The organism is Thiocapsa roseopersicina, from assembly GCF_900106925.1.
In the GTDB taxonomy this organism is placed as follows: domain Bacteria; phylum Pseudomonadota; class Gammaproteobacteria; order Chromatiales; family Chromatiaceae; genus Thiocapsa; species Thiocapsa roseopersicina.
Map to the genome: position 1 here is coordinate 217,492 of NZ_FNNZ01000004.1, position 24,066 is coordinate 241,557.

The 24,066-nt window shown below is 62.7% G+C and carries 19 protein-coding genes; 9 read left to right on the plus strand and 10 right to left on the minus strand.

Annotated elements, in window-relative coordinates:
- Positions 1-86: 86 nt before the first annotated feature.
- On the minus strand, positions 87-2,447 hold the full coding sequence (locus tag BLV04_RS06915; protein ID WP_093029400.1) for a DUF4407 domain-containing protein: 2,361 nt from the start codon (positions 2,445-2,447) through the stop codon (positions 87-89).
- A 567-nt stretch (positions 2,448-3,014) separates the two neighbouring features.
- Here BLV04_RS06915 and BLV04_RS06920 point away from each other — a divergent pair.
- The 5 genes from BLV04_RS06920 (at position 3,015) to dmeF (ending at position 7,441) form a co-directional block, all read left to right on the plus strand.
- Positions 3,015-3,263, plus strand: a complete 249-nt coding sequence (locus BLV04_RS06920) for a FeoA family protein (protein WP_245731768.1) — start codon at positions 3,015-3,017, stop codon at positions 3,261-3,263.
- A 95-nt stretch (positions 3,264-3,358) separates the two neighbouring features.
- Positions 3,359-3,592 carry a FeoA family protein gene (locus BLV04_RS06925; RefSeq protein WP_093029404.1) on the plus strand — a complete coding sequence of 78 codons (234 nt, stop codon included), beginning with the start codon at positions 3,359-3,361 and terminating at the stop codon, positions 3,590-3,592.
- A 44-nt stretch (positions 3,593-3,636) separates the two neighbouring features.
- Positions 3,637-5,967 (plus strand): Fe(2+) transporter permease subunit FeoB, encoded by a 2,331-nt coding sequence (feoB, locus tag BLV04_RS06930; protein WP_093029502.1) that lies wholly within the window; start codon positions 3,637-3,639, stop codon positions 5,965-5,967.
- Positions 5,968-6,018: 51 nt separating this feature from the next.
- Positions 6,019-6,261, plus strand: coding sequence for a FeoC-like transcriptional regulator (locus tag BLV04_RS06935; RefSeq protein ID WP_093029406.1), 243 nt, complete (start codon positions 6,019-6,021; stop codon positions 6,259-6,261).
- 124 nt (positions 6,262-6,385) lie between these two features.
- On the plus strand, positions 6,386-7,441 hold the full coding sequence (dmeF, locus tag BLV04_RS06940; RefSeq protein WP_093029408.1) for a CDF family Co(II)/Ni(II) efflux transporter DmeF: 1,056 nt from the start codon (positions 6,386-6,388) through the stop codon (positions 7,439-7,441).
- A gap of 110 nt (positions 7,442-7,551) precedes the next feature.
- On the opposite strand, the gene BLV04_RS06945 is transcribed toward dmeF, so the two are convergent.
- Genes BLV04_RS06945 through BLV04_RS06955 form a run of 3 tightly spaced genes read right to left on the minus strand, consistent with a single transcriptional unit; the run spans position 7,552 to position 11,133 of the window.
- The gene (locus BLV04_RS06945; RefSeq protein WP_093029410.1) at positions 7,552-8,214 is read right to left on the minus strand and encodes a PqiC family protein; all 663 of its coding nucleotides are present in this window, start codon (positions 8,212-8,214) and stop codon (positions 7,552-7,554) included.
- Positions 8,211-9,896 (minus strand): PqiB family protein, encoded by a 1,686-nt coding sequence (locus BLV04_RS06950; protein WP_093029412.1) that lies wholly within the window; start codon positions 9,894-9,896, stop codon positions 8,211-8,213. The genes BLV04_RS06945 and BLV04_RS06950 overlap by 4 nt, the downstream gene beginning before the upstream one ends.
- Positions 9,844-11,133 (minus strand): paraquat-inducible protein A, encoded by a 1,290-nt coding sequence (locus tag BLV04_RS06955; protein WP_093029414.1) that lies wholly within the window; start codon positions 11,131-11,133, stop codon positions 9,844-9,846. Before BLV04_RS06955 ends, BLV04_RS06950 begins: the two co-directional genes overlap by 53 nt.
- Before the next feature lie 303 nt (positions 11,134-11,436).
- Between BLV04_RS06955 and BLV04_RS06960 the strand changes: the two genes are divergently transcribed.
- Together BLV04_RS06960 and BLV04_RS06965 are read left to right on the plus strand one after the other, a co-directional pair.
- Entirely contained in the window at positions 11,437-11,868 is a 432-nt protein-coding gene (locus tag BLV04_RS06960; RefSeq protein WP_093029416.1) for a DNA polymerase III subunit chi, read from the plus strand.
- A 240-nt stretch (positions 11,869-12,108) separates the two neighbouring features.
- The gene (locus BLV04_RS06965; RefSeq protein ID WP_093029418.1) at positions 12,109-12,453 is read left to right on the plus strand and encodes a TusE/DsrC/DsvC family sulfur relay protein; all 345 of its coding nucleotides are present in this window, start codon (positions 12,109-12,111) and stop codon (positions 12,451-12,453) included.
- Between the two features lie 244 nt (positions 12,454-12,697).
- Here the strand turns inward: BLV04_RS06965 and parC are convergent, their stop codons facing one another.
- The 3 genes from parC to BLV04_RS06980 form a co-directional block, all read right to left on the minus strand.
- Positions 12,698-14,959 carry a DNA topoisomerase IV subunit A gene (gene parC / locus BLV04_RS06970; RefSeq protein WP_093029420.1) on the minus strand — a complete coding sequence of 754 codons (2,262 nt, stop codon included), beginning with the start codon at positions 14,957-14,959 and terminating at the stop codon, positions 12,698-12,700.
- 256 nt (positions 14,960-15,215) lie between these two features.
- The gene (locus tag BLV04_RS06975) at positions 15,216-16,316 is read right to left on the minus strand and encodes an NADH:flavin oxidoreductase/NADH oxidase (protein ID WP_093029422.1); all 1,101 of its coding nucleotides are present in this window, start codon (positions 16,314-16,316) and stop codon (positions 15,216-15,218) included.
- A 59-nt stretch (positions 16,317-16,375) separates the two neighbouring features.
- On the minus strand, positions 16,376-16,813 hold the full coding sequence (locus BLV04_RS06980; RefSeq protein ID WP_217633664.1) for a GNAT family N-acetyltransferase: 438 nt from the start codon (positions 16,811-16,813) through the stop codon (positions 16,376-16,378).
- Between the two features lie 291 nt (positions 16,814-17,104).
- Here BLV04_RS06980 and BLV04_RS06985 point away from each other — a divergent pair, with 291 nt between their 5' ends.
- Positions 17,105-18,031, plus strand: a complete 927-nt coding sequence (locus BLV04_RS06985; protein ID WP_093029426.1) for a cation diffusion facilitator family transporter — start codon at positions 17,105-17,107, stop codon at positions 18,029-18,031.
- Between the two features lie 18 nt (positions 18,032-18,049).
- On the opposite strand, the gene BLV04_RS06990 is transcribed toward BLV04_RS06985, so the two are convergent.
- Positions 18,050-19,249 carry a Bcr/CflA family multidrug efflux MFS transporter gene (locus BLV04_RS06990; protein WP_093029428.1) on the minus strand — a complete coding sequence of 400 codons (1,200 nt, stop codon included), beginning with the start codon at positions 19,247-19,249 and terminating at the stop codon, positions 18,050-18,052.
- Positions 19,250-20,095: 846 nt separating this feature from the next.
- Between BLV04_RS06990 and BLV04_RS06995 the strand changes: the two genes are divergently transcribed.
- The gene (locus BLV04_RS06995) at positions 20,096-20,422 is read left to right on the plus strand and encodes a hypothetical protein (protein ID WP_093029430.1); all 327 of its coding nucleotides are present in this window, start codon (positions 20,096-20,098) and stop codon (positions 20,420-20,422) included.
- A 224-nt stretch (positions 20,423-20,646) separates the two neighbouring features.
- Here the strand turns inward: BLV04_RS06995 and BLV04_RS24330 are convergent, their stop codons facing one another.
- Positions 20,647-21,624, minus strand: a complete 978-nt coding sequence (locus BLV04_RS24330; RefSeq protein ID WP_139191870.1) for a restriction endonuclease subunit S domain-containing protein — start codon at positions 21,622-21,624, stop codon at positions 20,647-20,649.
- 1,468 nt (positions 21,625-23,092) lie between these two features.
- Positions 23,093-23,566 (minus strand): hypothetical protein, encoded by a 474-nt coding sequence (locus BLV04_RS07005; RefSeq protein WP_093029434.1) that lies wholly within the window; start codon positions 23,564-23,566, stop codon positions 23,093-23,095.
- Positions 23,567-24,066: the final 500 nt, after the last annotated feature.

A 24,066-nucleotide genomic window follows, 5' to 3' on the forward strand; every position in this document is an offset into this window, starting at 1 on the left:
AGGCGTCGGGCGACAGGGCCAAGGTGATGTCCGCCGACCCCGATGCCGAGCATCCGATGACCGATCGCGCCCTGTCCGCAGGTCGCCTAGACCTCGGCGTCGTCGGTCGTCGCTCGCTCCACCGTCAGCAGGGTGCCGATCGCGTCTTCGTGGAAGAGGATGCGTGATCGGATACCGGAGATTCGCGTTTCGATCTCGTGCAGTTGGTCCTCGTGGGTGATTCGGCGCAGCTCCAAGGCGCGTCGCTCCTCGCTCAAGCCCGCAAGGCGCTCGCCCTCCTCGCGCAGCCACTTCTCGAGCGACTTCAACTCACGCCTCGCCTCGCGAGCGCCCTTCCCATCCTCGGGCCGCCCCGTACGCGACCAAAAGCCGCCACCGGAGGGACGAGCGGTCTCTCCGAGGTCGTCGGTCCGGCCGTCCGCGATCCGCTTCAGCTCGGCCATCCGTGCGCGGGCCGATGCCAGCGCGCTCTCGCTCGACCCGATCTTCCCCCTCAATGTCTCGATCGCGTCCTTCAGACGGTAGCCGGCCTCGCGCAGTGTTGATGCCTCGGTCATGTCGCGCGTCTCCAGCTCACGCAGACGGCTCAGCTCGTCGCGCATCCCGGCGAGACGCTCCAGACGCTCCTCGCGGCGGCGTCGGGCTTCCAGCTCCGCGACCTCGACCCGATGACGGTGCAAGCGTTGCACATCGGCCTGACGCAGCTCCTCCTCGCGCTGAATACGGCGGATCTCCATCTCCTTCTCGCGCAGACGCCGGTCCTCGCGCGCCAGCTCGATGGAGCGCTCGAAGGCGGCCATGCGCTCGCGCATGTCCTCTTCGTCGTGGGCCTTCTGCAATGCCCAGGACTCGCGCGCCTGCTGCAGCTCGTGCTCGAGCTCGGCGCGCCGATAATGGTGCTTGGCGCGCGTCTCGTCGGCCAACTGCGCGCGCAGCTCGCCGGCACGCAGACGCTGCTCGTTCTCGTAGGCCGCGACCTCGATCTCGCGACGGCGCCGCGCCAGATCCAGCTCCTGATCGAGGTTCTCGCGACGACGCTCCATGAGGGTCTCAGCGAACGACTCATCCGCCAAGCGCATCCGCATCGGCTCGGCGGCCGCCAGGCGCGTCTCCTGCTCGGCGAAATGACCCTCCGGATCGCGCTCGTAGCCTTGCCAGAGGCGCGCGAACTCGACCGGACTCAGGCGTTGTGCGGGATCCTCCGGGCAGGCGAAACCGGGTATCCCGGCCAGTGCGCCGTCGAGATACTTACGGTACTGGTACTGCAAGGATTCGCTGAAGTAGGCCCGCACCGCGGCCGGCTCGAACAACTTCAGCGCGATCAGCGAGAAGAAGAGGATCGCCAGCGCCGCCTGCGCAAAGCCCTCGACCGTCTCGAAATGCGGCACACCCGCCTCGTCGGGACTCTCGCGCAGCGCCTGCAGGGCCTTGGAGCGCGCGGCGAAGGTCAACCGCGGCGGCAGCTCCTCGGGCTGCGCGGCGGCCACCTCGGCACGGATGCGGTCCATGCGCTCCTGTTGTTCCAGACGGATGCGTTGCAGCTCGTCCGTGCGCGCGCGCAGGCGTTCTTCTTGGTCGGCGATCGTCTGCGCGACCTCGGCGATGCGCCGATCGATCTCGGACTGTTTGTCGGCCAGCGCGGCGACGAGCGCATTGACCCGCGCGTCCCACTTGCGCGCCTCCGGACCATAGCCCTCAGGCCGGTCGCCCCGCCCGTGGATCTCGTCGCCGAGGCGCTCCTGTGCGGCGGCCAGCTCGGTGCGCAGCACCGTGATCTCCGGGGTGTATTCGGCCGCGATTTGATCACGGCGTTGCCGCTCGGCATCGAGCGAGCGATTCAGACGTTCGACCTCCTCCTCCAGGGGAGCGATCAGCCCGCCGTAGCGCGTCTCGATCTCTCCGGCACGCGCGGCGACTTGCGCCTGGAAGGCCGCATCGCGTTGGGCGTAATACTGCTCGACCAGGCGCTGGTGATAGCTCTCGATGTCGTCGGCACGGATCAGCTTGGCCAGAAAGGGCGCGGTCACATAGAGCGAGACCGCCACGATCAGCACCCGGATCAGCAGACCGAAGAACCAGCGTGCACCCGCGCCGCGCTCCTCCGGCCGGGCGTCCCGAAGGCCGCCCCCGAGCGCACCCCGGGCGCGGGTCGGACGCTCGGACATGATGAGCGAGGCGTCGACGATCCAGATGATCGCGAACATGAGCACGAACATGAAGAAACCGGCGACCGGCCGGAGCCAGGCGGCGGCCTGCGGGACGATCGAGGCACCGACGAAACCCCAGACGATGCCTTCGATGCTGGCCATCAGCAGGATGATGACCCAGGCGAAGCCGAGCCAAACCGCAACGGCCGGTGTCGCGAGGCTGTCGCCGTAAGGACGCAGCCGCAGCGTATTCAACGAAGGGACCTTGAAGAAGCGCCGAGATCGCCGCCCGAGATCCATGTTCCTACCCTCCCTTGACGAGTGCGAGCACCGCAATCAGGACAGGATAAACCATCGGTGGCCGCCGACCGATACGATGTGTGAATGCGAGAGCTCCCCCCGACGGGCCGGGCGATGCGTCTAGCCGGCGGCGCGCAAAGCAGGCATGCCCGACACAGTTGTCGTGAGCGGGTCCGTCACTCTTCCTGAAAACCCGATTCCGATCATGTGCCGCGGCTCTGAAAGCTGCTGAAATAGGCAACAACCGCAGCCTCTCGGCAAATCGTCTTTCGACGCAAATGACGATCGAATCGTCACCGCCGAGCACCTCCGCGTTGAGAATCATTTGCAATTAGAGCCGAGCTGGACTAGCATTTCCATCAGACAGGATGCCTGCCGGTCGAGCCATCGCAGCGCCCCGCGATAGGCCTATCCAGCCGATCCATCCAGACGTTCAACGCCCCTCGCGAGCGCCGTGCCGCCCTTGAAACTCGGCGACACCTCCGGATCCCGGGGACCTCAAGAATTGGAGAATCGACGATGTTCGGTCAACACGGCCTCTCAAACCCCGTCCGCCATGAGCCCCTCATGATGGGCGTCCCAACCGTGAAGGGATTTCCGCTCATGATGGCCGATGAAGGCGCCCGCGTGAGAATCGTCGCCCTGCATGGCGGCAAAGGATTGACGACGCGCCTGACGGAGCTGGGTCTGAACGTCGGATCCGAGCTCGCCGTCGTGCAACGCCAAGGCGGCGGTTTACTGATTGCCCGCGGCGAGGCGCGCATCGCGCTCGGCGGCGGCATGGCGGCCAAGATCCAGGTCGTTCCCCTCGCCTGACGGCGCAATCCCGACCGCTCGGTAGACGACCGAGATCCGGCCCGGACGGCCGGGAAACCGACCTCATTCGATTTTCAAGCGATGTAGCAGCACTCATGACCACACTCAGAGACATGAATTCCGGCGATCACGGCCGAGTCAAGGGCTTTGACGCCGGCGCACCCGCCTATCGCCGCAAGCTCCTCTCGATGGGGTTGACGCCCGGGGCGGAGATCCAGGTGATCCGGGTCGCACCGCTCGGCGATCCGGTGGAGATTCGCGTGCGCGGCTGCTCGATCAGTCTGCGTAAGGACGAGGCGGCCGCCTTGCTGGTGGAGGGCCTGTCGTGAGCAACCCCTCGAACGGAACCGGCAGCGAAGCCGGGAAGCAAACCATGAGCAAACCCTTAACCATCGGCGTGGTCGGCAATCCGAACTGCGGCAAAACGACCCTCTTCAACGCCTTGACCGGCTCACGTCAACGCGTCGGCAACTGGCCGGGCGTGACCGTGGAGCGCAAGATCGGGCGTTATCGCTTCGAGGGATCCATCGTCCATCTCGTGGACCTGCCCGGCACCTATTCGCTGGATGTCTCGGATCACGATCTCTCGCTCGACGAGCGCATTGCACGCGACTTCATCCACGATCGCGAGGCGGATCTCGTCCTCAACATCCTCGACGCGACCAACCTCGAACGCAATCTCTATCTCACGACTCAGCTGATCGAGATGGGCCGCCCCTTGGTCGTGGCGCTGAACATGATGGACGTGGCCCGCGAGCGGGGCATGAAGATCGACGTCGCGGCCCTCGCCAAGCGTCTGGGCTGTCCGGTCGTTCCCATCTCGGCCGCCACCGGCTCAGGCATCGCGGATCTCAAGCGCGTTTTGCTGGAAAGCCAGGCGACCCATCCGATCCCGCAGATCGAGATCCCCTACCAGCCGCTGCTCGAAAAGGCGATCGCCGCGCTCTTGCCGCGGGTCACGCCGATCGCTCGCGAGAACGGCGACTCGCCGCGCTGGCTTGCCGCCCGTCTGCTGGAGGGCGACGATCTGGCGCAGCGCCTGGTCGGTGATCAGGTGGCACCGGGCGAGGTCCGCGCGCTGCTCGGCGATCAGGCCGATGATCTCGACATCCTGGTCGCGGATGCCCGCTACAGCTTCGCGCACGCACTGACACAGGCTACGGTGACGCAGGTCGGCAAGGTCTCGCGCAACCTCTCCGACCGCATCGACCGGGTCATGCTCAACCGCATGCTCGGCATCCCGATCTTCCTGGTCGTGATGTATCTGATGTTCATGTTCACCATCAACATCGGCGGGGCCTTCATCGATGTCTTCGATCAGGCCGCCGGCACGCTCTTCGTAGACGGGACGGCCCATATCCTGGCCGGCCTGGGTGCGCCCGCATGGCTGATCCTGTTGCTGGCCGACGGCGTCGGCGGCGGCATCCAGGTGGTGGCGACCTTCATCCCCATCATCGCCTTCCTCTACATCTTCATGTCGATACTGGAGGACTCGGGCTACATGGCACGCGCTGCCTTCGTCATGGATCGCTTCATGCGCGCCATCGGCCTGCCGGGCAAGTCCTTCGTGCCGCTCCTGGTCGGATTCGGCTGCAACGTGCCTGCGATCATGGCCGCGCGAACCTTGGAGAACCAACGCGACCGGACATTGACGGTCCTGATGGCGCCCTTCATGTCCTGCGGCGCGCGTCTGCCAGTCTATGTGCTCTTTGCCGCGGCCTTCTTCCCGGTCGGCGGTCAGAACATCGTCTTCGGGCTTTATCTCATCGGCATCGCGGTCGCGGTGCTGACCGGCTTCGTCATGAAGAACACCCTGCTCAAGGGCGACGCCACACCCTTCATCATGGAGCTGCCGCCCTATCACCTGCCGACCCTGAAAGGCGTCGCCTTGCGCACTCTCGACCGCACCGGCGGCTTCGTCATCCGGGCGGGTCAGGTCATCGTCCCCATGGTGCTGGTGCTCAACGTCATGAACAGCGTCGGCACGGACGGCTCCTTCGGCAACGAGAACAGCGACAAGTCGGTCCTCGCCGAGGTCGGGCGCACGCTCTCGCCCGCCTTCGCGCCCATGGGTCTGGATGCCGAGAACTGGCCGGCTACCGTCGGCATCTTCACCGGCATCCTGGCCAAGGAGGCGGTCGTCGGTACCCTGGATGCGACCTACTCGGCCCTCGCCGTCGCGGATGCCGGCGAGACCGAAGAGGAAACACCCTTCGATCTGAAGGCCGGCCTGCTCGGCGCCTTGGCGACGATTCCCGCGAACCTCGCCGATGCACTCGGTAGCTGGGAGGACCCGATGGGCTTGAATGTGGGCGACCTGACCGACACGGCCGCCGTGGCCGAGTCTCAAGAAATCACCACGGGCACCTTCGGGGCCATGGCCTCGCGCTTCGACGGGGCCGCCGGCGCCTTCGCCTATCTGCTCTTTATCCTGCTCTATGCACCCTGCGTCGCGGCGATTGCGGCCATCTATCGAGAGACCTCGCCGGGCTGGGCGGCCTTCACGGTGCTCTGGACGACCGGGCTCGGCTACATCGTTGCGACCGTCTTTTATCAGAGCGCCATCTTCGCGCGCGACCCGACCAGCTCGGCGGCCTGGATCGCCGGCATGCTGGCCCTCTTCGCCGCCGTGGTGATCGGGATGCGGATCAGTGCGGAACGCGGGGGCCCGCGGCAGACCGAATTGGTCCGCGAGGGCGCATAACCGCCGGTTCGGATCGACGCCCTCGACCCCACATCATCAAGGAGACGTAGAATGATCCTCTCGGAGCTCACCGGTTATCTCGAGCAGCACCGCCGGGTCGGCTTGATGGACTTGGCCTATCGCTTCGAATCCAGTCCGGATGCGTTGCGCGGCATGCTGACCATTCTGGAGCGCAAGGGCCGGGTCCGTCGGATCACGGGCGCGGCCGGATGCAGCTCGGGGTGCAGCAAATGCGATCCGGCGACGGTCGAGACCTATGAGTGGGTCGGCGAGGGGGCTCGGACGGAGTCCTGATGTCGGGGGAGAGGAGTCATCCGTGGTCGGCGATGAGTTCTCGGTCATCAGCTCTCAGCTAACAGCTAACAGCTACAGCTACAGCTCGGATTCGATAGCGGCTTCGATCACAGACGAGATGCCTATGCACACACACGACATCAGCGACTGGGGTCACAGCCACGACTTCGCGACCGCCGACCAAGCGGATGCCGAGCGTCGGACGCGCTGGGTCGTGGGTCTCACCCTCGCGGCCATGTGCGTGGAATTGGTTGCCGGCTGGATCACCGGCTCGATGGCCCTGCTGGCGGACGGCTGGCACATGGGCAGTCATGCCGCGGCGCTCGGTATCGCCGCCTATGCCTATGCCTTTGCACGGGAGCGCGGGGCGGATCGGCGCTTCACCTTCGGGACCGGCAAGGTTTCCTCCCTCGCAGGCTATACGAGCGCGCTGCTGCTGGCCGCCGGCGCCCTTTGGATGCTGTTCGAGTCACTGAGCCGCCTCGTCGATCCAGTCGAGATCCGCTACGAGGAGGCGATGATCGTCGCTGTCTTTGGACTCGCCGTGAACCTGCTCAGCGCCTGGTTGTTGGGCCACTCCGGACATGAGCACCATCATCACGGGAATGATCATTCTCACGAGCATGATCATGAGCACGATCACCATCATGCACACGACGACCATGCCCACGACCACCATGGGCACGACCATCATCACGGGCTCGCCGACATCCAGGATCACAACCTCAAGGCGGCCTATCTGCATGTCATCGCCGATGCCCTGACCTCCGTCTTGGCGCTGGTCGCATTGGCGCTGGGCATGCTCTACGGTTGGGCCTTCATGGACCCGCTGATGGGAATCGTCGGCGCCGCTCTGGTCGGCCGCTGGGCTTGGGGGCTCGCTCGCGAGAGCGCACGGGTGCTGCTCGACGCGGGTGACAACGGCGCGATCGAGCAGGAGATACGCCGGCGTATCGAGGCCGATGCCGACAACCAGGTTGCGGATCTACACGTCTGGCGGATCGCACCGGCCGGACGCGCCTGCATCCTGTCGCTGGTCACCCACCACCCGCGACCCGTGGAGCACTATCGCGGTCTGCTCTCCGGCATGACCGGCCTGCTCCACATCACGGTCGAGGTAAATCAGTGCAGAGAGCCCGCGTGCGGGGCAAGACTCGCCCCGGGGCCGCGAACCGCATAACTCGACTCCCGTCGTAGGATGGGTAGAGCGCAGCGAAACCCATCATCCCCCGCGTCGCTCCAGCCAAAGCTCACGTAGCTGACCCCGACCCGCGCGCCGCCAACCGCAAATCAGGGAATGCGCAGCGAGCCGTCGCGACCGTCCGGCTGCTCCGGCGCCGGCGGCTTCGGCTTCGGGAGCTGCTTCAAGGTCACCGCAACATCCCGGCTGAAATCACCCAAGGTCTCGCTCATCGCCGCGATGAGTGCACCCTCGTCTTTCGGCACGGCCAGCGGACGACGGTAGTGCGTTTCCTCCACGCGCAGGACCTGATCCGTGCGGTGCTCGAGCACGATCCAGCGCGCCCGCAGCACGGCGTATCCATCGTAGGTCCCTTCGAAGGCGAGCACGTCGGCCGTGACCCGAAAGTCCAACGGATAGCGGACCTCGTTGGGAAAGGCAAAGACGCTGGTCGTGCCCAACAAGGCGGACATGTTCTCGATCCAGACCCGCAGGAAATCGTCCTGGATGGTCCCGCCCCAGCGGTGGAACTCGTCGATGGCCAACCGATTGCCGGCGTCGCGCGTCACGATCTGGGGGCGGTCGAGAAACTGAGGAAAGTTGACGGGGCCAAGCCCGACGCCCAGCGTCGTGCTCGGCGAGCCGCCCGAATCGGGCATCGCACGCATCGGCGTGAGGGTGTAGAAGCTCGACGGCGGCGAGGTCGCACAGCCCGCCGTGACCAGGACGGCGACGGCGACCGCGAGGGCCAAACCAAATCCACGCACCTTCATCGACCTCCTCCTTTGCCCCTCAGCAGGGCTTCCGGGTGACGCTCCAGATAGTCCGTCAGGACCTTCAGCGATCGCGCCGCACCCGAGACCTCGTTGAGGGAGCGTCGCAGCTCGACGGAAATGGGGGAGCCATCCTCGATCATCTGACGCACACCCCGCAAGGTCGCGGTGGTCTGACGCAGGGTCTCGGCAAGCTCGGGCGCAATACCGGTGTTGAGCTGCTCGGCCAGCGCACGGATCTCGGCCAGCGATTTCTCAAGCTCCACGATACCCTGTTTGAGCGCCGCGGAGTTCACGATCTCGTTCGCACCGGCGAGCGTGTCGGTCAGATCCTTTCCGATCCGATCGAACGGAAAGGCTTCGAGTCGGTCGAGGATCGCCGTGACCTTGTTGGTCAGCGCCTCGAGCGAGCCCGGGATGGTCGGCAGGACCTCGTAGTCGCCCTCCTGCGCAAGTACCTCGGGCGACGCATCCGGGTAGAAATCGAGCTCGACATAGAGCTGGCCAGTGATCAGGCTGCCCGTCTTAAGCTGAGCCCGCAGACCCTTGGCGACCAATTGCCTGATCATGCCCGTCTCGTCGAGCGCCCGCCGGTCACCGCGAACCGCGACCCGCTCGGGCTCCACCTCGATCAAGACCGGGATGTGAAACTGTAGGTCCTCGACGCTGAGCTGGAGTTGGATATCGAGGACCTTCCCGATCGCGATCCCGCGCAGCATGACGGGTGCGCCGACGGTCAAACCGCGCACCGAGCCCTCGAAGAAGAGGAGATAGCGCTCCTTGTGTAGATAAATCTTCTCATGGGCGTTGTCCCGGCTCGCATAGAGCGGAAACACATGATCCGCGCCCGGAGGTTCGCCCGGCGCATCGATGGTATCCGGGGTATCGAAGGCCACACCACCGATCAAGACCGACATGAGCGATTCGGTATCCACCTTCACGCCGGCCGCACTCAAGGAAAAATCGATCCCGCTCGCGTTCCAGAACCGGGTGCTCGTCGACACCAACCGATCGTGCGGCGCGAAGACAAAAACGTCGATGCCGACTGCCTCCCCGTCATCGTCGAGCGCGAAACCCGCGACCTGACCGACCTGAATCTGGCGGTAATAGACCGGAGCACCGACGTTCAACGACCCCAAGGTCGGCGAGCGCAACAAGAATCGTGTCCCCGCCTCCGAGGTCGTAAACAGCGGCGGCTCCTCGAGACCTGTGAACTGAAGCACTTCCTTACCGCCGCGCACCGGATCGATCGCGATAAAGGAGCCCGACAGCAGAGTTTCCAGACCCGAGACACCGCTGGCGGTCACCCGCGGGCGCTCGACCCAGAAACGCGTCTTCTCGGTCAGAAACTGCTCCGAGCCGTGCTTGAGCTCGGCGGTGACGATCACGCTCTTCAGATCCACGCTCACGTCGATGGAGGTGACTTGACCGATGTCGACATCCTTGAACTTGACTTTTGTCGTACCGGCTTCCAACCCCGACGCCGTCCTGAACTCGATCTTGACCGTCGGCCCCCGCTCGGCGTAGGTCTTGGCCGCAAGCCAACCCCCGATCAACAGGGCCACGATCGGGATTAGCCAGACGAGCGAAACACCGCTGCGACCCTTGGCGATCGCCGCAGGCGTGCTCTCAGGGTGATTCGGCAAGGGTGGCCCCGAACCGGCGTTCTCGATCTCCGACATGTCCCTGCTCCATCGCGTCCCAGATCAGCCTGGGATCGAACGACATAGCCGCGAGCATGGTCAAGACCACGACCGCGCAAAAAAAGATGGCGCCGAGCTCCGCTTGGACGCTCGCAATGTTCCCGAGCCGCACCAAGGCGACCAGGATGGTGACCACATAGACATCGACCATGGACCAGCGTCCGATCGTCTCGACGACACGATAGAGGCGGGTCCTTTCACGCGGCCGCCAAGTGGAGCGCCGTTGCACCGACACGAGAAGGAAGATCAAGATCAGCAGCTTCAGGAGCGGAACGAAGATGCTTGCAGCAAAGATCACAAGGGCCAGAGGCCACATCCCGTGACCCAACATGAACGACACCCCGGTGAAGATGGTATCCGATTGGCTGCGTCCGAGCGACGTCACCGACATGATCGGCAAGACGTTCGCCGGGATGTAGCAGACGATCGCCGCAATCAAGAGCGCCCAAGTCCTTTGCAAGCTTTGAGGTTTGCGCCGGTGCAGGACGTCCGTGCAACGCGGACATCGCAGACGATCGCCGTCGCGCATGGCCTCGGAGGGCCGAACCACGAGCTCGCAGACATCGCAGGAGACGTGGTCCTCTCCATGCAGCAATGGGCGCGCTCGATCCCCCGCGATCGGCACCCGCGACCAGACCAGATCCGGGTCCAGGGCCGCTTGAGCCGCCGCAAGGACGAAGATGAGCGCACCGAGTGCGAAGAGCGAGGCCCCCGGAACGATCGAGGCCATGTCGGCGAGCTTGACCACCGCCACCAGGATTCCGACCATGAAGACGTCCATCATCCCCCAAGGGACCAGGGTCCGGACCCATCGAAAGAGCGTCGGCAACCAGGGCGGCATCCGGTTCATCGTCAGCGGGACCAAGACCATCAGCAAGAGCGCCAACTGCAGACCCGGCGCCAGGATGCTGGTGAAGAGCACCACCGCTGCAATCGGCCAATTGCCGGCTTGATAGAGATCGACCACACCCGTGATCAGCGTCGTCTGAGTCCCCCTGCCCTGCATCTCGAAGGACAGAAAGGGGAAGCTGTTGGCGACGATGAAGAGTAGGAGTCCGGCGATCGTAAGCGCCAGAGTCCGGTTCAGGCTATCCGGCCGATTGCGGTGCATCGTGCCGCCGCAGCGCATGCACTGCGCCGATCCGCCCAGCGGCACCTCCGGGATGCGCTGGAGCAGACCGCATTCCAGACATGCGGTGAGCGAGTCTTGGGCCATGGGTGCTCGGTCGTCTGTTCGGTGGTCCGTGCGAATCGGGGCTTGATCGGTTGGGTTCCGCGCGTGGGGCACGCAACCCCGCGAAGAAGCGACATGCTGTGGGTATACTAAACCGCGTCCAGAGTGAAATGCGTCATTTGCATTTTTTGTCGAGCTCCAGGATTCTTCCGACCTTTGTGGTGACGCGGTTTAAAATTTAGTATTTTTAATACTTTAAGGCGCGTCGGCGACAATAATTGCGGACTCGCGCAAAGTCGGACCCGAACAACAACAGCGCATGGCAAATCGGACGCGCCTTAACCCATGACCCGAATCGATTTCTACAGCCTGGACGGCAACAGCGGCGGCGATCGCTTCCTCCTCGCCTGCCGCCTCGTCGAACGCATCCGCGCGACCGGCGCACGCGTGCTGATCCACTGCCCCGACCCGGGGCAAGCCCAACATCTGGATCGTCTGCTCTGGACCTTCCGCGAGGACAGCTTCCTGCCCCACGGACGCGTCGGTCACACCGACCTTGACTTGACACCCGTCCTTATCAGCGGCGACGGCTCGCCCGAGACCGAGGATCATGTCCTGATCAACCTCTCGAACGAGGTCCCCGAGTTCTTCGGCCGCTTCGAGCGCCTCTGCGAGCCCATCGACCACGACCCCGCCGCCCGCCTCGCCGGGCGCGAGCGCTTCCGTTACTACCGCGATCGCGGCTACCCACTGGAGCATCACGAGATTCGGCTCTGAACCGCACCACCTCACCGGACCCGAGACGAATCGCAGCCAGCCATCAGGCGATCGGCGGCAGTGCAAAGACCATCGCCACGCAAACGGCAAGGTGAGCTCGGACACGGGATGGGCCTCGACGCATTCAGGTCGCAGATCAGGGGGTTGACGCGCCGCCAATTCTGACTATATTCGTCAGTGAGAAAGAAGCTAATGCCGTCATAAAAATAATTGATCCACCAAAGACCAAGGATAATTACGATGACTCATACCGCCGTCCACACCCACAGCCCGCCTAAGCAGCGCCCCCTTCCCGTCGACGAGGACGGGTTCCTGATCGACCCGACGGATTGGAACGCAGGCATGGCCCGCGTCATGGCGGAGATCGACGAGATCGGGCCGCTCGGCCCCGACCATTGGTCGATCATCTACTACCTGCGCGAGCACCGTATGACCTACGGCGCCATCCCGCCGGTGTCGCAGATCTGCCGCACACACAGCATGGAGCGCGACTCCGTTCGTCGGCTCTTCGGCTCCTGCCGCCAGGCATGGCGCATCGCCGGATTGCCGCATCCGGGTGACGAAGCCTTGAGCTATATGAGCTAAACCGCGTCCGCGGCGGTATGCGCCGTTTTGGAATGGATCGGCGACGGCGGAAACCATAAGTGTCGGAGCTGACGCGGTTTAGGCTTTCAGGTGATTTCCGGGAAAGGAGCTGCCGACGCGTAGGGGCGAATTTATTCGCCCCTAAATCCCCCGCAGGTCGTTCGGGCATCCGCAGTCGGGATGCGGAATTACGGAAATTGCCTGAAATCGTGTGCGCTTCCGTTCGATGTCTCGCTGAGCCGACCTACGCCACCGACAGACCTTCCACCCGCTGGAACCCCCGCGGCAGCAGACGCCCGCGCCGCCCGCGCTCCCCTTGATAGACATCCAGATCGGCCGACTTCAAGGTCAGCGTCCGCTTGCCCGAGAGCAACACCAGGCTCCCGCCCTCCGGCACCACCGCGAGCGCAATGACCAACTCCTCCCGTGCCGCGACGCGGGCCGACGGGATGCCGATGATCTTGTTGCCTTTGCCTCGCGGCATCTCGGGAAGCTCCGAGACCGGAAACAGCAGCAAATGGCCCGCGGTGGTGACGGCCGCGAGCCTGGCGCCCTCCAAGCCGCCGTCCTCTCCGGTCAACGCGAGCGGATTCAAGACCTCGGCGCCCTTGGGCAGGCTCAGTACCGCCTTGCCGGCCTTGGCCTTGGCGTAGAGGTCCTCCATCCGGGCGATGAACCCGTATCCGGCATCCGACGCCATCAGCACGCGACTCTCGGGCGCCTCGCCCAGCACCGCCACGAAACGCGCGCCGGCGGGCGGATCGAGTCGGCCGGTCAAAGGCTCGCCTTGCCCGCGCGCAGACGGCAGGCTATGTGCCGGCAATGAATAGCTACGCCCGGTCGAATCGAGAAAGACGACGGCCTGACTGCTGCGCACCCGCACCGCCATGAGGAACCGATCCCCGGAGCGGTAGCTCAGCCCGGCCGGATCGACCTCGTGCCCCTTGGCCGCGCGCACCCAACCCTTCTCGGACAGCACCACCGTCACCGGCTCGCTGGGCGCCAGATCGATCTCGTCGATCGCCGCCGCGCTGGCTCGTGCGACCAGAGGCGAGCGCCTCGGGTCGCCGTGCTTCTCGGCATCGGCCGTGATCTCTTCGGAGATCAGCCGCTTGAGCGCCGACGGATCGCCCAGAATGGCTTGCAGCCCGTCGCGCTCCTCGGCCAGCTCCGCCTGCTCGGCGCGGATCTTCATCTCTTCCAGACGCGCGAGCTGACGCAGCCTGGTGTTGAGCACATAGTCCGCCTGGGCCTCGGAGAGCGCGAATCGCTCCATGAGCACCGGCTTGGGCTCGTCCTCCGCGCGGACGATGCGGATCACCTCGTCGATGTTGAGAAAGGCGATCAGCAGGCCGTCCAAGAGGTGCAGGCGCTCGAGGACCTTGTCCAGACGATGTTGCGAGCGCCGCCGGACCGTCTCGGTGCGGTACATGAGCCACTCGACGAGGATGTCGCGCAAGGTCATGACGCGCGGCCGGCCATTGAGCGCGATCAGGTTCATGTTGACCCGGTAGCTGCGTTCCAGGTCGGTCGTGGCGAAGAGGTGCGACATGAGGCGGTCGACATCGACGCGATTGGAACGCGGCACGATCACCAGCCGGGTCGGAAACTCATGATCGGACTCGTCGCGGAAGTCCTCGATCATCGGCAGCTTCTTGGCGTTGAACTGCTGCGCGATCTGCTCGAGCACACGGCTGCCCGAGACCTGATAGGGCAAGGCGATGATCACGATCTCGCCGCGCTCGACCTCGTAGACGGCGCGCTGCTTCAGGCTCCCGCCGCCGGTCTGGTAGATCTTCGCGAGATCCTCGCGCGGGGTGACGATCTCGCCCGCGGTCGGAAAATCCGGCCCCGGCACGAAGCGCATCAGGTCCTCGAGGGTCGCATCCGGATGATCGAGCAGATGGATGCAGGCGCGCGCGACCTCGCGCAGGTTGTGCGCGGGGATGTCGGTCGCCATGCCGACGGCGATCCCGGTCGCGCCGTTGAGCAGCAAGTTCGGCAGACGCGCCGGCAGCAGCTTCGGCTCCTCCAGTGTCCCATCGAAATTGGGCTGCCAGTCGACCGTGCCCTGGTCGACCTCGTCGAGCAGCAGGTCCGCGTAGGGCGTGAGACGCGACTCGGTATAGCGCATGGCCGCGAACGACTTGGGATCGTCCGGCGAGCCCCAGTTGCCCTGCCCGTCCACCAGCGGATAGCGATAGCTGAAGGGCTGCGCCATCAGCACCATCGCCTCGTAACAGGCCGAATCCCCGTGCGGATGGAACTTACCCAGCACGTCGCCGACGGTACGCGCGGACTTTTTGAACTTGGCCGCCGCCGAGAGCCCGAGCTCCGACATGGCGTAGAGGATGCGCCGCTGCACGGGCTTCAGCCCATCGCCCACATGGGGCAGCGCGCGGTCGAGGATGACGTACATGGAATAGTCCAGATACGCCTTTTCGGTGAAATCCTTCAGCGGCAGGCGCTCGAGGCCCTCCGCATTGTAGGTCGTGGTTTCGGTCATGCCGTCGTCTTGCGCTCACTGAATCCGCGGTCGCGCATGATGCGGCAAGATGCGGCTCGGGACAAACCCGAGCCGCCCGAGGGAGCTGTTAGCTGTCAGCTCTCGGCTGCCGAAGCCCATATTGCAGACTCTGCCGAGAACGGCAACCCGTAACGGACAGAATTTCTGAACCGATTCGCGGACAAGTGTTGCCGAAAGGTAACTGAAAGCTGAACGCTGATAGCTCGCGGCCGATCACAGCCCCGCCCCCCCGAAATCAGCTCCCACCCCCGTAACTCTGTAGCCAGTGTGCATAGGGCGCCGGGAGCATCCATGCAGCACGCTCGACACCCAGCTTGCGGGCGGCCGCGTAAGGCCAGTGCGGGTTCGCCAGGTGCGCGCGCCCGATCATGACCAGGTCCAATTGCTCGTCTGCCACGGCGCCTTGCGCGATCTCCGGATCGTCGAACCCCCAGGCGGACGCCACCGGGAGCCCCGACTCGCGCCGCACCCGCTCGGCGATCGGCGCGAGGAAACCCGGCGCCCAAGGGATCCGGGCGGTCGGCGTGGAGAAGCCGATGCTGACGTTCAAGAGATCGAGGCCGTGGCTCTTGAGCTGCTTGGCCAGCTCGACGGACTCGGCCAGGGTCTCGTCGTCGCGTCCGTCGTATTCGATCACGCCGAACCGCGCGGTCAGGGGGAGATTCTCAGGCCAGACCTCGCGCACCGCATCGAGTGTTTCCAGCAGGAATCTGCAGCGGTTCTCCAGGTTCCCGCCGTAGGCATCGTCGCGCTGGTTGGAATGCGTGGAGAAGAAGCTCTGACCCAGATAGCCATGCGCGAAATGCAGCTCGAGCCACCGGAACCCGGCATCCCGCGCGCGCAGTGCTGCCGCCTTGAAGTCGGAGCGCACCCGCGCGATGTCGTCCGGCGTCATCGCCTTCGGCACCTTCGGGAGATTCGCCCCGAACGGGATCGCCGAGGGCGCGATGGTCTGCCAGCAACGCGCGTCGCCCTCCGGGATGTGGTCGTCGCCGTCCCACGGACGGTTCGCGCTCGCCTTGCGGCCGGCATGACCGATCTGAATGCCCGGCACGGCGCCGGCCGCCTTGATGGCCTCGACTGCGGGCATGAGCGCCTGCGCCTGCACGTCGTTCCAGAGACCGGTGCAGTTGGGCGTGATCCGCCCTTCCGGGGACACCGCGGTCGCCTCGACGATGACCAGACCGGCGCCGCCGCGTGCGAGACCGGCGAGATGCACCAGATGCCAGTCGTTGACGAGGCCGTCAATCGCCGAGTATTGGCACATGGGCGGCACGGCGATGCGGTTACGCAGCGTCACGTCTTTGAGCGTGAAGGGTTGGAACAGCGCGGGCATGGTCACTCCTTGGTCAAGTGGTCGAGAACTTTGGACAGTCTCTCACGCTTCGCCCAGGCTCAAGCGCTCGACACGAGGCGCTTTTCCATGAACCGGTATTGGACAGAGCGCTCACCCGCGCTCCCGGCGCCGAAGCCGAGCGCGCGGTAAAGCGCCTCGGCACGCGGATTATCCTCCCGCACCTCGAGCGTGAGCTTGCAGCAGTCCCGACGTCTCGCCTCCGCCTCGATCGCCGCCAGCAGCGCGGTGGCGACACCCCGGCGCCGATGGCTCGGGAGCACCGCCAGATCATGGATATTGAGTAGCGGTCGGGCGCGGAAGGTCGAGAATCCCTGGAAGCAGATCGCCAGCCCGACGGCATTCTCGCCGTCGCAGGCCAGAAGCACGAGATGATCCGGCACGCGTCGCAGTGCCGGCACCAGACGGTCCTGTACCTCTTCGGAGAGCGGCTCGCCGGCGCCCATGGCGTCCTCGGCGTAGGCGTTCAGCAAGGTCACGATAGCCTGCGCGTCGTCGGATCGATCGAGATCGGCGGGCCGGATCGGACCTGAAAACCGCTGTTGGTGCATCCTGATTCCCCTATGTCGCGCCGGCGGCCACGCCGGCGCTCAAACGGTCTGCCCCCGCGCCGCGAGGCTCGCCTATAATCGGCCGGCCCCGCTCCCGCGCGGCACACCAAGCGACCCCGGCGTCGGCAGCAGCCGGGACACCAACCCATCCACGACCCCGACGGCCCGGCAGCACTGCCGCGAGCGGCGGGCGAACGGCGACGATGGAGACGAGGATCCGTGGCATCGATCGAGCGCGTCATGCGGTTGCGAAGCGAGCTGGAGGCGCGCTTGTTGTGGCTCTCGTTGGGCGCGACCGTCGTGATTGCCGGGCTCGGCATCCTCTTCGGCCTGCTCGCCCGCTCGCCCGCGATCCTCTTCGACGGATTCTTCTCGCTCGTCGATGTCGCGGTCACCTGGCTGACCCTTGTCGTTGCTCGGCTGGTCGCCGGCCAAGGCGACCGTCGTTTCCAGTACGGCTTCTGGCATCTGGAGCCGATGGTCATCGCTTTGAAGGCATCCGTGCTCATCGTCCTGGTCGCCTACGCCTTCCTGAGCGCGGTGAACAGCATCCTCAAGGGCGGTTACGAGCCCGCGTTCGGCACCGCGCTCATCTACGCGGTGGCGGTCGCACTCATCTCCTACGGGATGTGGTGGTGGATGGGCCGCCAGGCCGAGCGCATCGACTCGGGTCTGATACGCTTGGACGTGAAGGCATGGCTGATGTCGGCCCTGATCACCACCGCACTCCTGGTCGCCTTTGGCGCGGCGCTGGCGATGAAAGGCACCGAGGCGGAGGGCTTCATCCGCTACGTCGATCCCGTCGTGCTGGCGATCATCGCACTCTTCATCTTGCCGTTGCCTTTCCGCGAGGCACGCGAGGCGTTCGGCGAGATCCTGATGATCAGCCCGAGCGACATGGACGCGCATGTCCGTTCGGTCATGACCGACTTCGTCGCCCGCCACGGCTTCCCCGAGTATCGGAGCTATCTTTCCAAGGCCGGCCGTGCCCGGTTCATCGAGATCTCCGTCCTGGTACCGCCCGACCTCAGCCTGCCGGTCGGCGAGATCGACGCGCTGCGCGCCGAGATCGGCGACGCCATCGGCGGTGCGGGGCCGGATCGGTGGCTCACCATCGTCTTCACCGCAGATCCGGTGCATCTTTGATCCGCATCCGACCCGCGATCAGCCTGACCCCGTCGTCGCCTGACGGGGCGGGCAGCACAGCAGCCAATAGCTCGCGCCCGCTGCCAAGCCGCAGATCGCCATACCGAAGAGCATCGGCGTCGCATCCCCGGTATGCATCAGGCTGACCAGTGACCCCATCACCGCACCGAGCCCGAACCGCGACGCCCCGGAGAAGGCCGATGCAGTTCCGGCCATCCGAGCGAAGTGCGCCATGAATCCCGCCATGGAATTGCCGAGCACCACCCCCGCCATCCCGAGATAGAGCAGGGTCGCGCCGACAATCGCCCACAGCGGCGGCGTCCCCCAAATGGCCAGCCCCAGCAGGATCACCGCCGACACGACCTGCACGCCTAGCCCCAAACGCAACAGCCGCTCCGCCCCTAAACGGACAACCAACCGGGCATTCTGGCTGGTCACCACCATCGCCAGGGCCACGTTCGCCCCGAAGAAGGCCCCGAACCAACCCACCGGTACCCCGTGCAGCTCGATGTAGACGAATGGCGAGGTGACGATATAGGTCATCATGCCGCCGAAGGAAAAGGCCCCGGTCAGCAGATACCCCAGACCGACGCGATGCCGGAGCAAGGTCAGGTAATTGCGCAGGACCCGAGCCAGCTCGGGCGGGTGGCGATCCGCGTGCGGAAGGGTCTCCGGGATCAGCCGAAAGAAGAGCCCGCTCGCCGTCAAGCCCAAGACGAGGAGCGCGCCGAAAACCCAATGCCACTCCAGATAGGAGACGATGGCCCCGCCGATGGACGGCGCCAGCAGGGGCGCCAGCGCCGTCGTCAACATCACCAGACTCATCACCCGCGCATAGTGATCGCGCTCGAAGAGATCCCGTACCAGGGCCGGTACCGTCACCGCGACCGCCGCGCCGCCAAGCCCCTGAACCGCGCGCCCCAACAGCAGCGTCTCCATCCGCTCGGCCAAGACACACATGAGCGCACCGAGGCAAAACAGCGCCAACCCGCCGCCGATGGTCGCGCGCCGTCCAAGCACGTCCGAGGCCGGTCCCAACACCAATTGGGCCAGAGCAAAGACGCCCAGATACGCGGTCACGCTCAGCTGAGCCAGCTCGATCGTCGAGTCCAAGTCCTGCGCGATCGCGGGCAGGCTCGGCAGATACATATCGATGGCAAAGGGCGTCAGGCCGGAGAGAAGGCCAAGCGTGAGGAGCGTCGAGAGGCGAATCTGCATGGGCCCTCCGGGCCGAGCTGGGCCCGCAGGCCGCAGTGAAGAGAAAAAGAGGAGAAGAGTAACGAGCGGGGCGGACCTGTGCCAGCCCGTGGCACCGGTCCCGTCCAGGCGTGAAGCTCCGAAAAAGCCTCGTTCGCCAAGACGTGCCGCCAAGCCCACCCACGTGCTCGTGACACCGCTCCCGCGGTGTCACGCCTCTCCCGGCGCTCCGCGCCCAGTGCCACCCTCGGCTTGCATGACGAACGAGGCGCGGAACGACTCCAACCGGACGCCGAACCCGCCCGAGTAGCGCCCACGCATCGCCCTGCTACACTGGACCCATCGTGACCGGCGAAGCACTCATCATCGTCACGCATTGATCGCCACGACTGAGAAAGGACCCTCATGGCGGAATCATCCCCTCCGATATCAGCCCCTGGCGCTTGCGGACGCGCATTCGGGAGAGCTCCAGACGCTGGCGTCGCCACTCCGATGCCCGGACTCGGTGTGGACCCCCCCCTATCGTGGCGACTTCGGTCGTTCTCAGGCCACCTTTGGGCTAGACTGCGAGCAGTCTCGTGCATGAGGCTGGGCGTGCGATCTAGAACAGGTTCGCGCCGGCAGACAGTGGAGGATTTCATCGATCGAACTCACAAACGAGCTTGTTGCCCAATCACGTATCATCGCAAAAGGCGAACGTATTCGTGATGTTCAAAGGCTTGTAGATCAGTATGGCGGCCGGCGGTCGAGATGGGTCTGGGGAAAGCAGTCCAGTTTTGAGTGAGAGGGTCATCGATACGAGTTTCACTGGTATGAGCACTACGGCATAGGACGATTTGAAACCAAACTAAAGCCGGTCCCACAGAAATGGTTGTAAAGCTGAAATCCGAAAACCCCAACTATCCAGATCTGTCTGATGACCAACAGTATTTCGTCCTCGGCATAGAGGCGGATGAGTATCGGATACTGAATGACCTCGGCAAACCTTATCTTTATGATTCCACATTGTTCGATGCACTGGAATCGACTCAGCCGGGCGATTGGATAACGGAATTTGGCGAGGACGGCGAGCGCTATTCATATCCCGCACCTTTAAACGACCCTGGCTTTTTTGAAGATTTCTTTGACCATGAGCCTGCCCAAGTCTCGATATTCTGGCATCTGGTCAATCAAAGGCTCGCACAAGCCACATGAAGCCTTTTCCCTGACAACCGCTCCGAGCCGAGCCAGACCGCGTCGCCGAGTTTAGCGTATTATCGCTCGCTTCCTAATACGTGCAGGAGCTATTGATGAGTAATGATGTTTCACATCAATGCATCCTCAGTTCAGGCAGCTTCCCGATGCTCCATCGGCTGATTTAGCCGCGAGTTCAGGTGACAGAACTTAACTTTCGCGTACGGCGGGAATTGAGTAAACTGTCACCAGAACTGGGCGAGATCTGATGTCCGGATCTTCCGAATGACCGTACCAACGTGGAGTGACGTTAGTACAAGTTTTCCCAGTTGCGATTGAAAAAAGGCTGACAAGTATTCGCTATTCGCCTTCTCGGACAATACGACCTGACAAACGTTCTGATGCTTTATGGAAATCTGTGATATATCGTGAGTCACAAGGGACTGTCCAAGCATGGGAACATAAACCGCATTCTCTTTTACAGTATGATCTTCGCCGTTCTTTACAGTATTTATTTCAACCGCAATGTCCCTGAGTCGTACCTGGTCATACTCTTTAAACTGCGTTCCAAGCCCAGACAACTGTTGCTCTGCCTTAAGCCGATCAAATCCCTTAAAGGTTCCCGAGACAATAAATACGCCTTCGCTCAGAGCGTCACCCGAGATCTCGGAAACAAGCGCATGCGCCAATCCTGAAATGTGCTCCGCCCCATCTAATTCACCGACAAGAACTCGATCGCTCCTCGAACGACCTAACACGACCAACACTGGCCTGAAACTTGCCGATTCAAATAGACCGATGGGAACGTTGAAGATACCGGTGACGTAGTATCCTTCTGAATTCAATGCCTCTTCAAATCGAGGCCCTTCAGCGATGCCGAATGCAGGCGGTTCTACCAAGGCGACGCATAAGCCATCATGGTTGAGAAACCGTAGAGCTTTAGCAAGTTCGATCCAATTCTTTCTTAACACGATCTCTCTATTACCGACCGTTGTCGGCTCTCTGCGCATACCAAATGGGAGATCGGCTACTATATAGTCATATCTGCACTCGGGAGGGAGTGAATCCATCCACTGAAAACCGAGAACTTGCTTCCGGGCGCATTTAAGCCCCAGCACACCGAGACCCGAAACGTCAATTGTCAATGTGTTTTTACTGCCTATCTCCTCACCCAACGCGGCAACAAAACCGTCGAGAACTGAGCTTTGATTGATCTTCGGCATAAGCCTCAACCCTTATTCTGAAAGTCCCGTGTACAAGTCTCGTGGCCCGGAAGTCTGCCGACTGGCGATAAGCTCGGTGCCTCTGCGGCATCCAACCTCAAATCGGTTGCTAGGCGGTTATTGCGCTTCTGTTGAAAATGTTGGGCTGCGCAAGGAATTGTCAGGCTGCACTCCCGCCTTCTTGTGCGAACAATTCATTTGAGATGATAACAGTGGCCGTGCGCCTTCTCCATCGAATCCCAGAAGGACAAACCCTGATCGCGATACAGCGGGGCCCAGCGGCCTCTGCAATCGAGATATGCGCTACTTTCGGCTGTGTCTTTTGAGCTTAGACTTCCTCGTTCGGATCCCGGAGGCATGAAAGAACAGGTTGATAGCTTGTAAATGAAGTAGATCATTACAGCCACACCCGCAAAAAACGCAACAAGAAACGCCTTATCATATAGGCTCTGCCCACCCGCTTTTTTCGCAGAATCAGTCTGCGAGTTCGCCTCATGTGGAGAGTCCGGAGAATTCGTTACATCAACGTGCCACTCACCGTTATTGCAAAATCCGCTCAACCGACCATCTTGGATTTTCGATATGACTGATTCTTCAGTCTCATGGTGGCTCGCCGCATAGTATCTTGCGGGAACTTGAGTCACATTCACATAAGCCTCCCTTGGGACATGCGCAGAAATGATAGATCCTGAAAACCAATAGATGGGAGTCGTGGGAAAAGGAGTCCAATTAAGTTAATCTATTCGTCCCACTCTGTTTTATCTCGCCTTCAGCGGCATGCGGGTCGAAGCCGCCTCACGTTGAGAAATGCCAATCGGCGCAACAAGTTCGGCTTGGAGGATCTTCCTATTCGCCGTTACCGCCTTCAACTGACGGAATGATCTTTGCGGCATTCCAATCGCGTTTATCTCAGGGCGGTGGTTCTTTTCCCCGTTCAGGGTATGAAATTCATAAGTTAGTGCTGCAGGCACATAGATCAGGGGATCAACGGGAATTGTACGTGAAGGACACCTGTTCTGTTCCATAAGATCCAAGTTAATAAGAGGGAAAAGGGCTCAGGGTCAATTGAATTCTCCTCCTTCTAGCGATTTAATGGAGCCTGGCCTCTTATCTGAGGTTTCCGGCTTTCGGAGGGGGTTGGCGGTAGGGGTGGGGGGTATTTCGAGGGAGTTTGCGTAGATTCGCGCAAACCCAGCCGAAATCCCGGCCTCCCCAAGCACTACCGACGCCTGAGCGCCCAGAACCCGGAAATTTCAGCTCTTATTTGGGCCCCTTATTTGCGTTTGCCTTCGGTCTGAAGGAGTCTTGCTAGTCATCTCGCAGGTCGATTGAAGGCAAATCGACGCTTTCTTTGACTGGGACTAAATCAGGCGCTTGGATTGGTTGCGGCACTGGAATTGGGGTGGATTGATCTTGGTTTTCAGTCGGGCGACTTACTTCTTCGTTGCCTGCCATCGTACCTGCCTCTTCAGTTAATCCACTCGTTGACCACGAGCAAAAAAATGAAAATCGAGAAGGATAATCCAGCGAGAAAAATCCCCGTGTATGCTTTTTCTACGTACGCAAGCTTCTTGCAATATTCCTTCTGCCTGACGGAGATAGCCTCCCCATACCGCTCGGCCAATGCCACATACGCGCTCGCTGCATTATTGTTCTTAAACATCTCCAATACGGCATCATCGTATGGCATTCTTGCTACATTTTGGAGTTTTATGGACCGGAAGACAAAGCTCCATGCGACAATCAGCGCGAGAAAAGTTGTTACCATAAATATCACGAGCAATCGCTCAATACCGGTCTGCGGAGGCAATGTTTGCTCGGCAACCCACCGAATCAAGAATGTATACGCGCTAACAGCAATTGTAACAGCGCCCAAATACTTGATCGACTTGTCTTCTAGCCTCGTAAAACGATCCCTTTCTTCGGTGTGTTGATCCTTCATATACGCAACCAGAGACTTGAACTTATCAGTATCGATTTCCATAGGATAAAGAGCTGAGTCAGGGAAACGAAGGAGTTAGGTAAGGAGAATCCCGCCTGTGTTTCAGCCGTTTAACAGCCTTGGGGGCGCGGGCCGGTTACCCATTCGAAGGCCGCGATCGGCCCAGGATGTACTCTTCGTTGGGAGTCGTTCCCGTCTCACGTAAGTACGGCAACTCGCCGTTTTCGGGAAGGGCTGCGCGTAACCCACCGTATCTCCAAAAAGTTCAGTTCCGAAGCGAAACCGGGTCAGGGCGGCCTGGCAAGCCCGCGTGTAATAGCGCGTATGACTCCCGCCGGGGTAATCGCTAGCCACGAGCCCAGTATCGAGCCATTCGGCGCGACTGGCAACAGGCGCGTCGATGCGTAGGCACGACAGCAGACGAGGTGCACAGGTCATGGGTGGAGCCGACCTTGAATGTATTGAGCCCCTAGAAGTTTTGTCGAGAGTGCCGACGGGTT

Bases quoted from the DNA above. Each gene is read 5' to 3' on its own strand.
- BLV04_RS06915 (WP_093029400.1), bottom strand. From the start codon at position 2,447: ATGGATCTCGGGCGGCGATCTCGGCGCTTCTTCAAGGTCCCTTCGTTG.
- BLV04_RS06920 (WP_245731768.1), top strand. From the start codon at position 3,015: ATGATGGGCGTCCCAACCGTGAAGGGATTTCCGCTCATGATGGCCGAT.
- BLV04_RS06925 (WP_093029404.1), top strand. From the start codon at position 3,359: ATGACCACACTCAGAGACATGAATTCCGGCGATCACGGCCGAGTCAAG.
- feoB (WP_093029502.1), top strand. From the start codon at position 3,637: ATGAGCAAACCCTTAACCATCGGCGTGGTCGGCAATCCGAACTGCGGC.
- BLV04_RS06935 (WP_093029406.1), top strand. From the start codon at position 6,019: ATGATCCTCTCGGAGCTCACCGGTTATCTCGAGCAGCACCGCCGGGTC.
- dmeF (WP_093029408.1), top strand. From the start codon at position 6,386: ATGCACACACACGACATCAGCGACTGGGGTCACAGCCACGACTTCGCG.
- BLV04_RS06945 (WP_093029410.1), bottom strand. From the start codon at position 8,214: ATGAAGGTGCGTGGATTTGGTTTGGCCCTCGCGGTCGCCGTCGCCGTC.
- BLV04_RS06950 (WP_093029412.1), bottom strand. From the start codon at position 9,896: ATGTCGGAGATCGAGAACGCCGGTTCGGGGCCACCCTTGCCGAATCAC.
- BLV04_RS06955 (WP_093029414.1), bottom strand. From the start codon at position 11,133: ATGGCCCAAGACTCGCTCACCGCATGTCTGGAATGCGGTCTGCTCCAG.
- BLV04_RS06960 (WP_093029416.1), top strand. From the start codon at position 11,437: ATGACCCGAATCGATTTCTACAGCCTGGACGGCAACAGCGGCGGCGAT.
- BLV04_RS06965 (WP_093029418.1), top strand. From the start codon at position 12,109: ATGACTCATACCGCCGTCCACACCCACAGCCCGCCTAAGCAGCGCCCC.
- parC (WP_093029420.1), bottom strand. From the start codon at position 14,959: ATGACCGAAACCACGACCTACAATGCGGAGGGCCTCGAGCGCCTGCCG.
- BLV04_RS06975 (WP_093029422.1), bottom strand. From the start codon at position 16,316: ATGCCCGCGCTGTTCCAACCCTTCACGCTCAAAGACGTGACGCTGCGT.
- BLV04_RS06990 (WP_093029428.1), bottom strand. From the start codon at position 19,249: ATGCAGATTCGCCTCTCGACGCTCCTCACGCTTGGCCTTCTCTCCGGC.
- BLV04_RS06995 (WP_093029430.1), top strand. From the start codon at position 20,096: ATGGTTGTAAAGCTGAAATCCGAAAACCCCAACTATCCAGATCTGTCT.
- BLV04_RS24330 (WP_139191870.1), bottom strand. From the start codon at position 21,624: ATGCCGAAGATCAATCAAAGCTCAGTTCTCGACGGTTTTGTTGCCGCG.
- BLV04_RS07005 (WP_093029434.1), bottom strand. From the start codon at position 23,566: ATGAAGGATCAACACACCGAAGAAAGGGATCGTTTTACGAGGCTAGAA.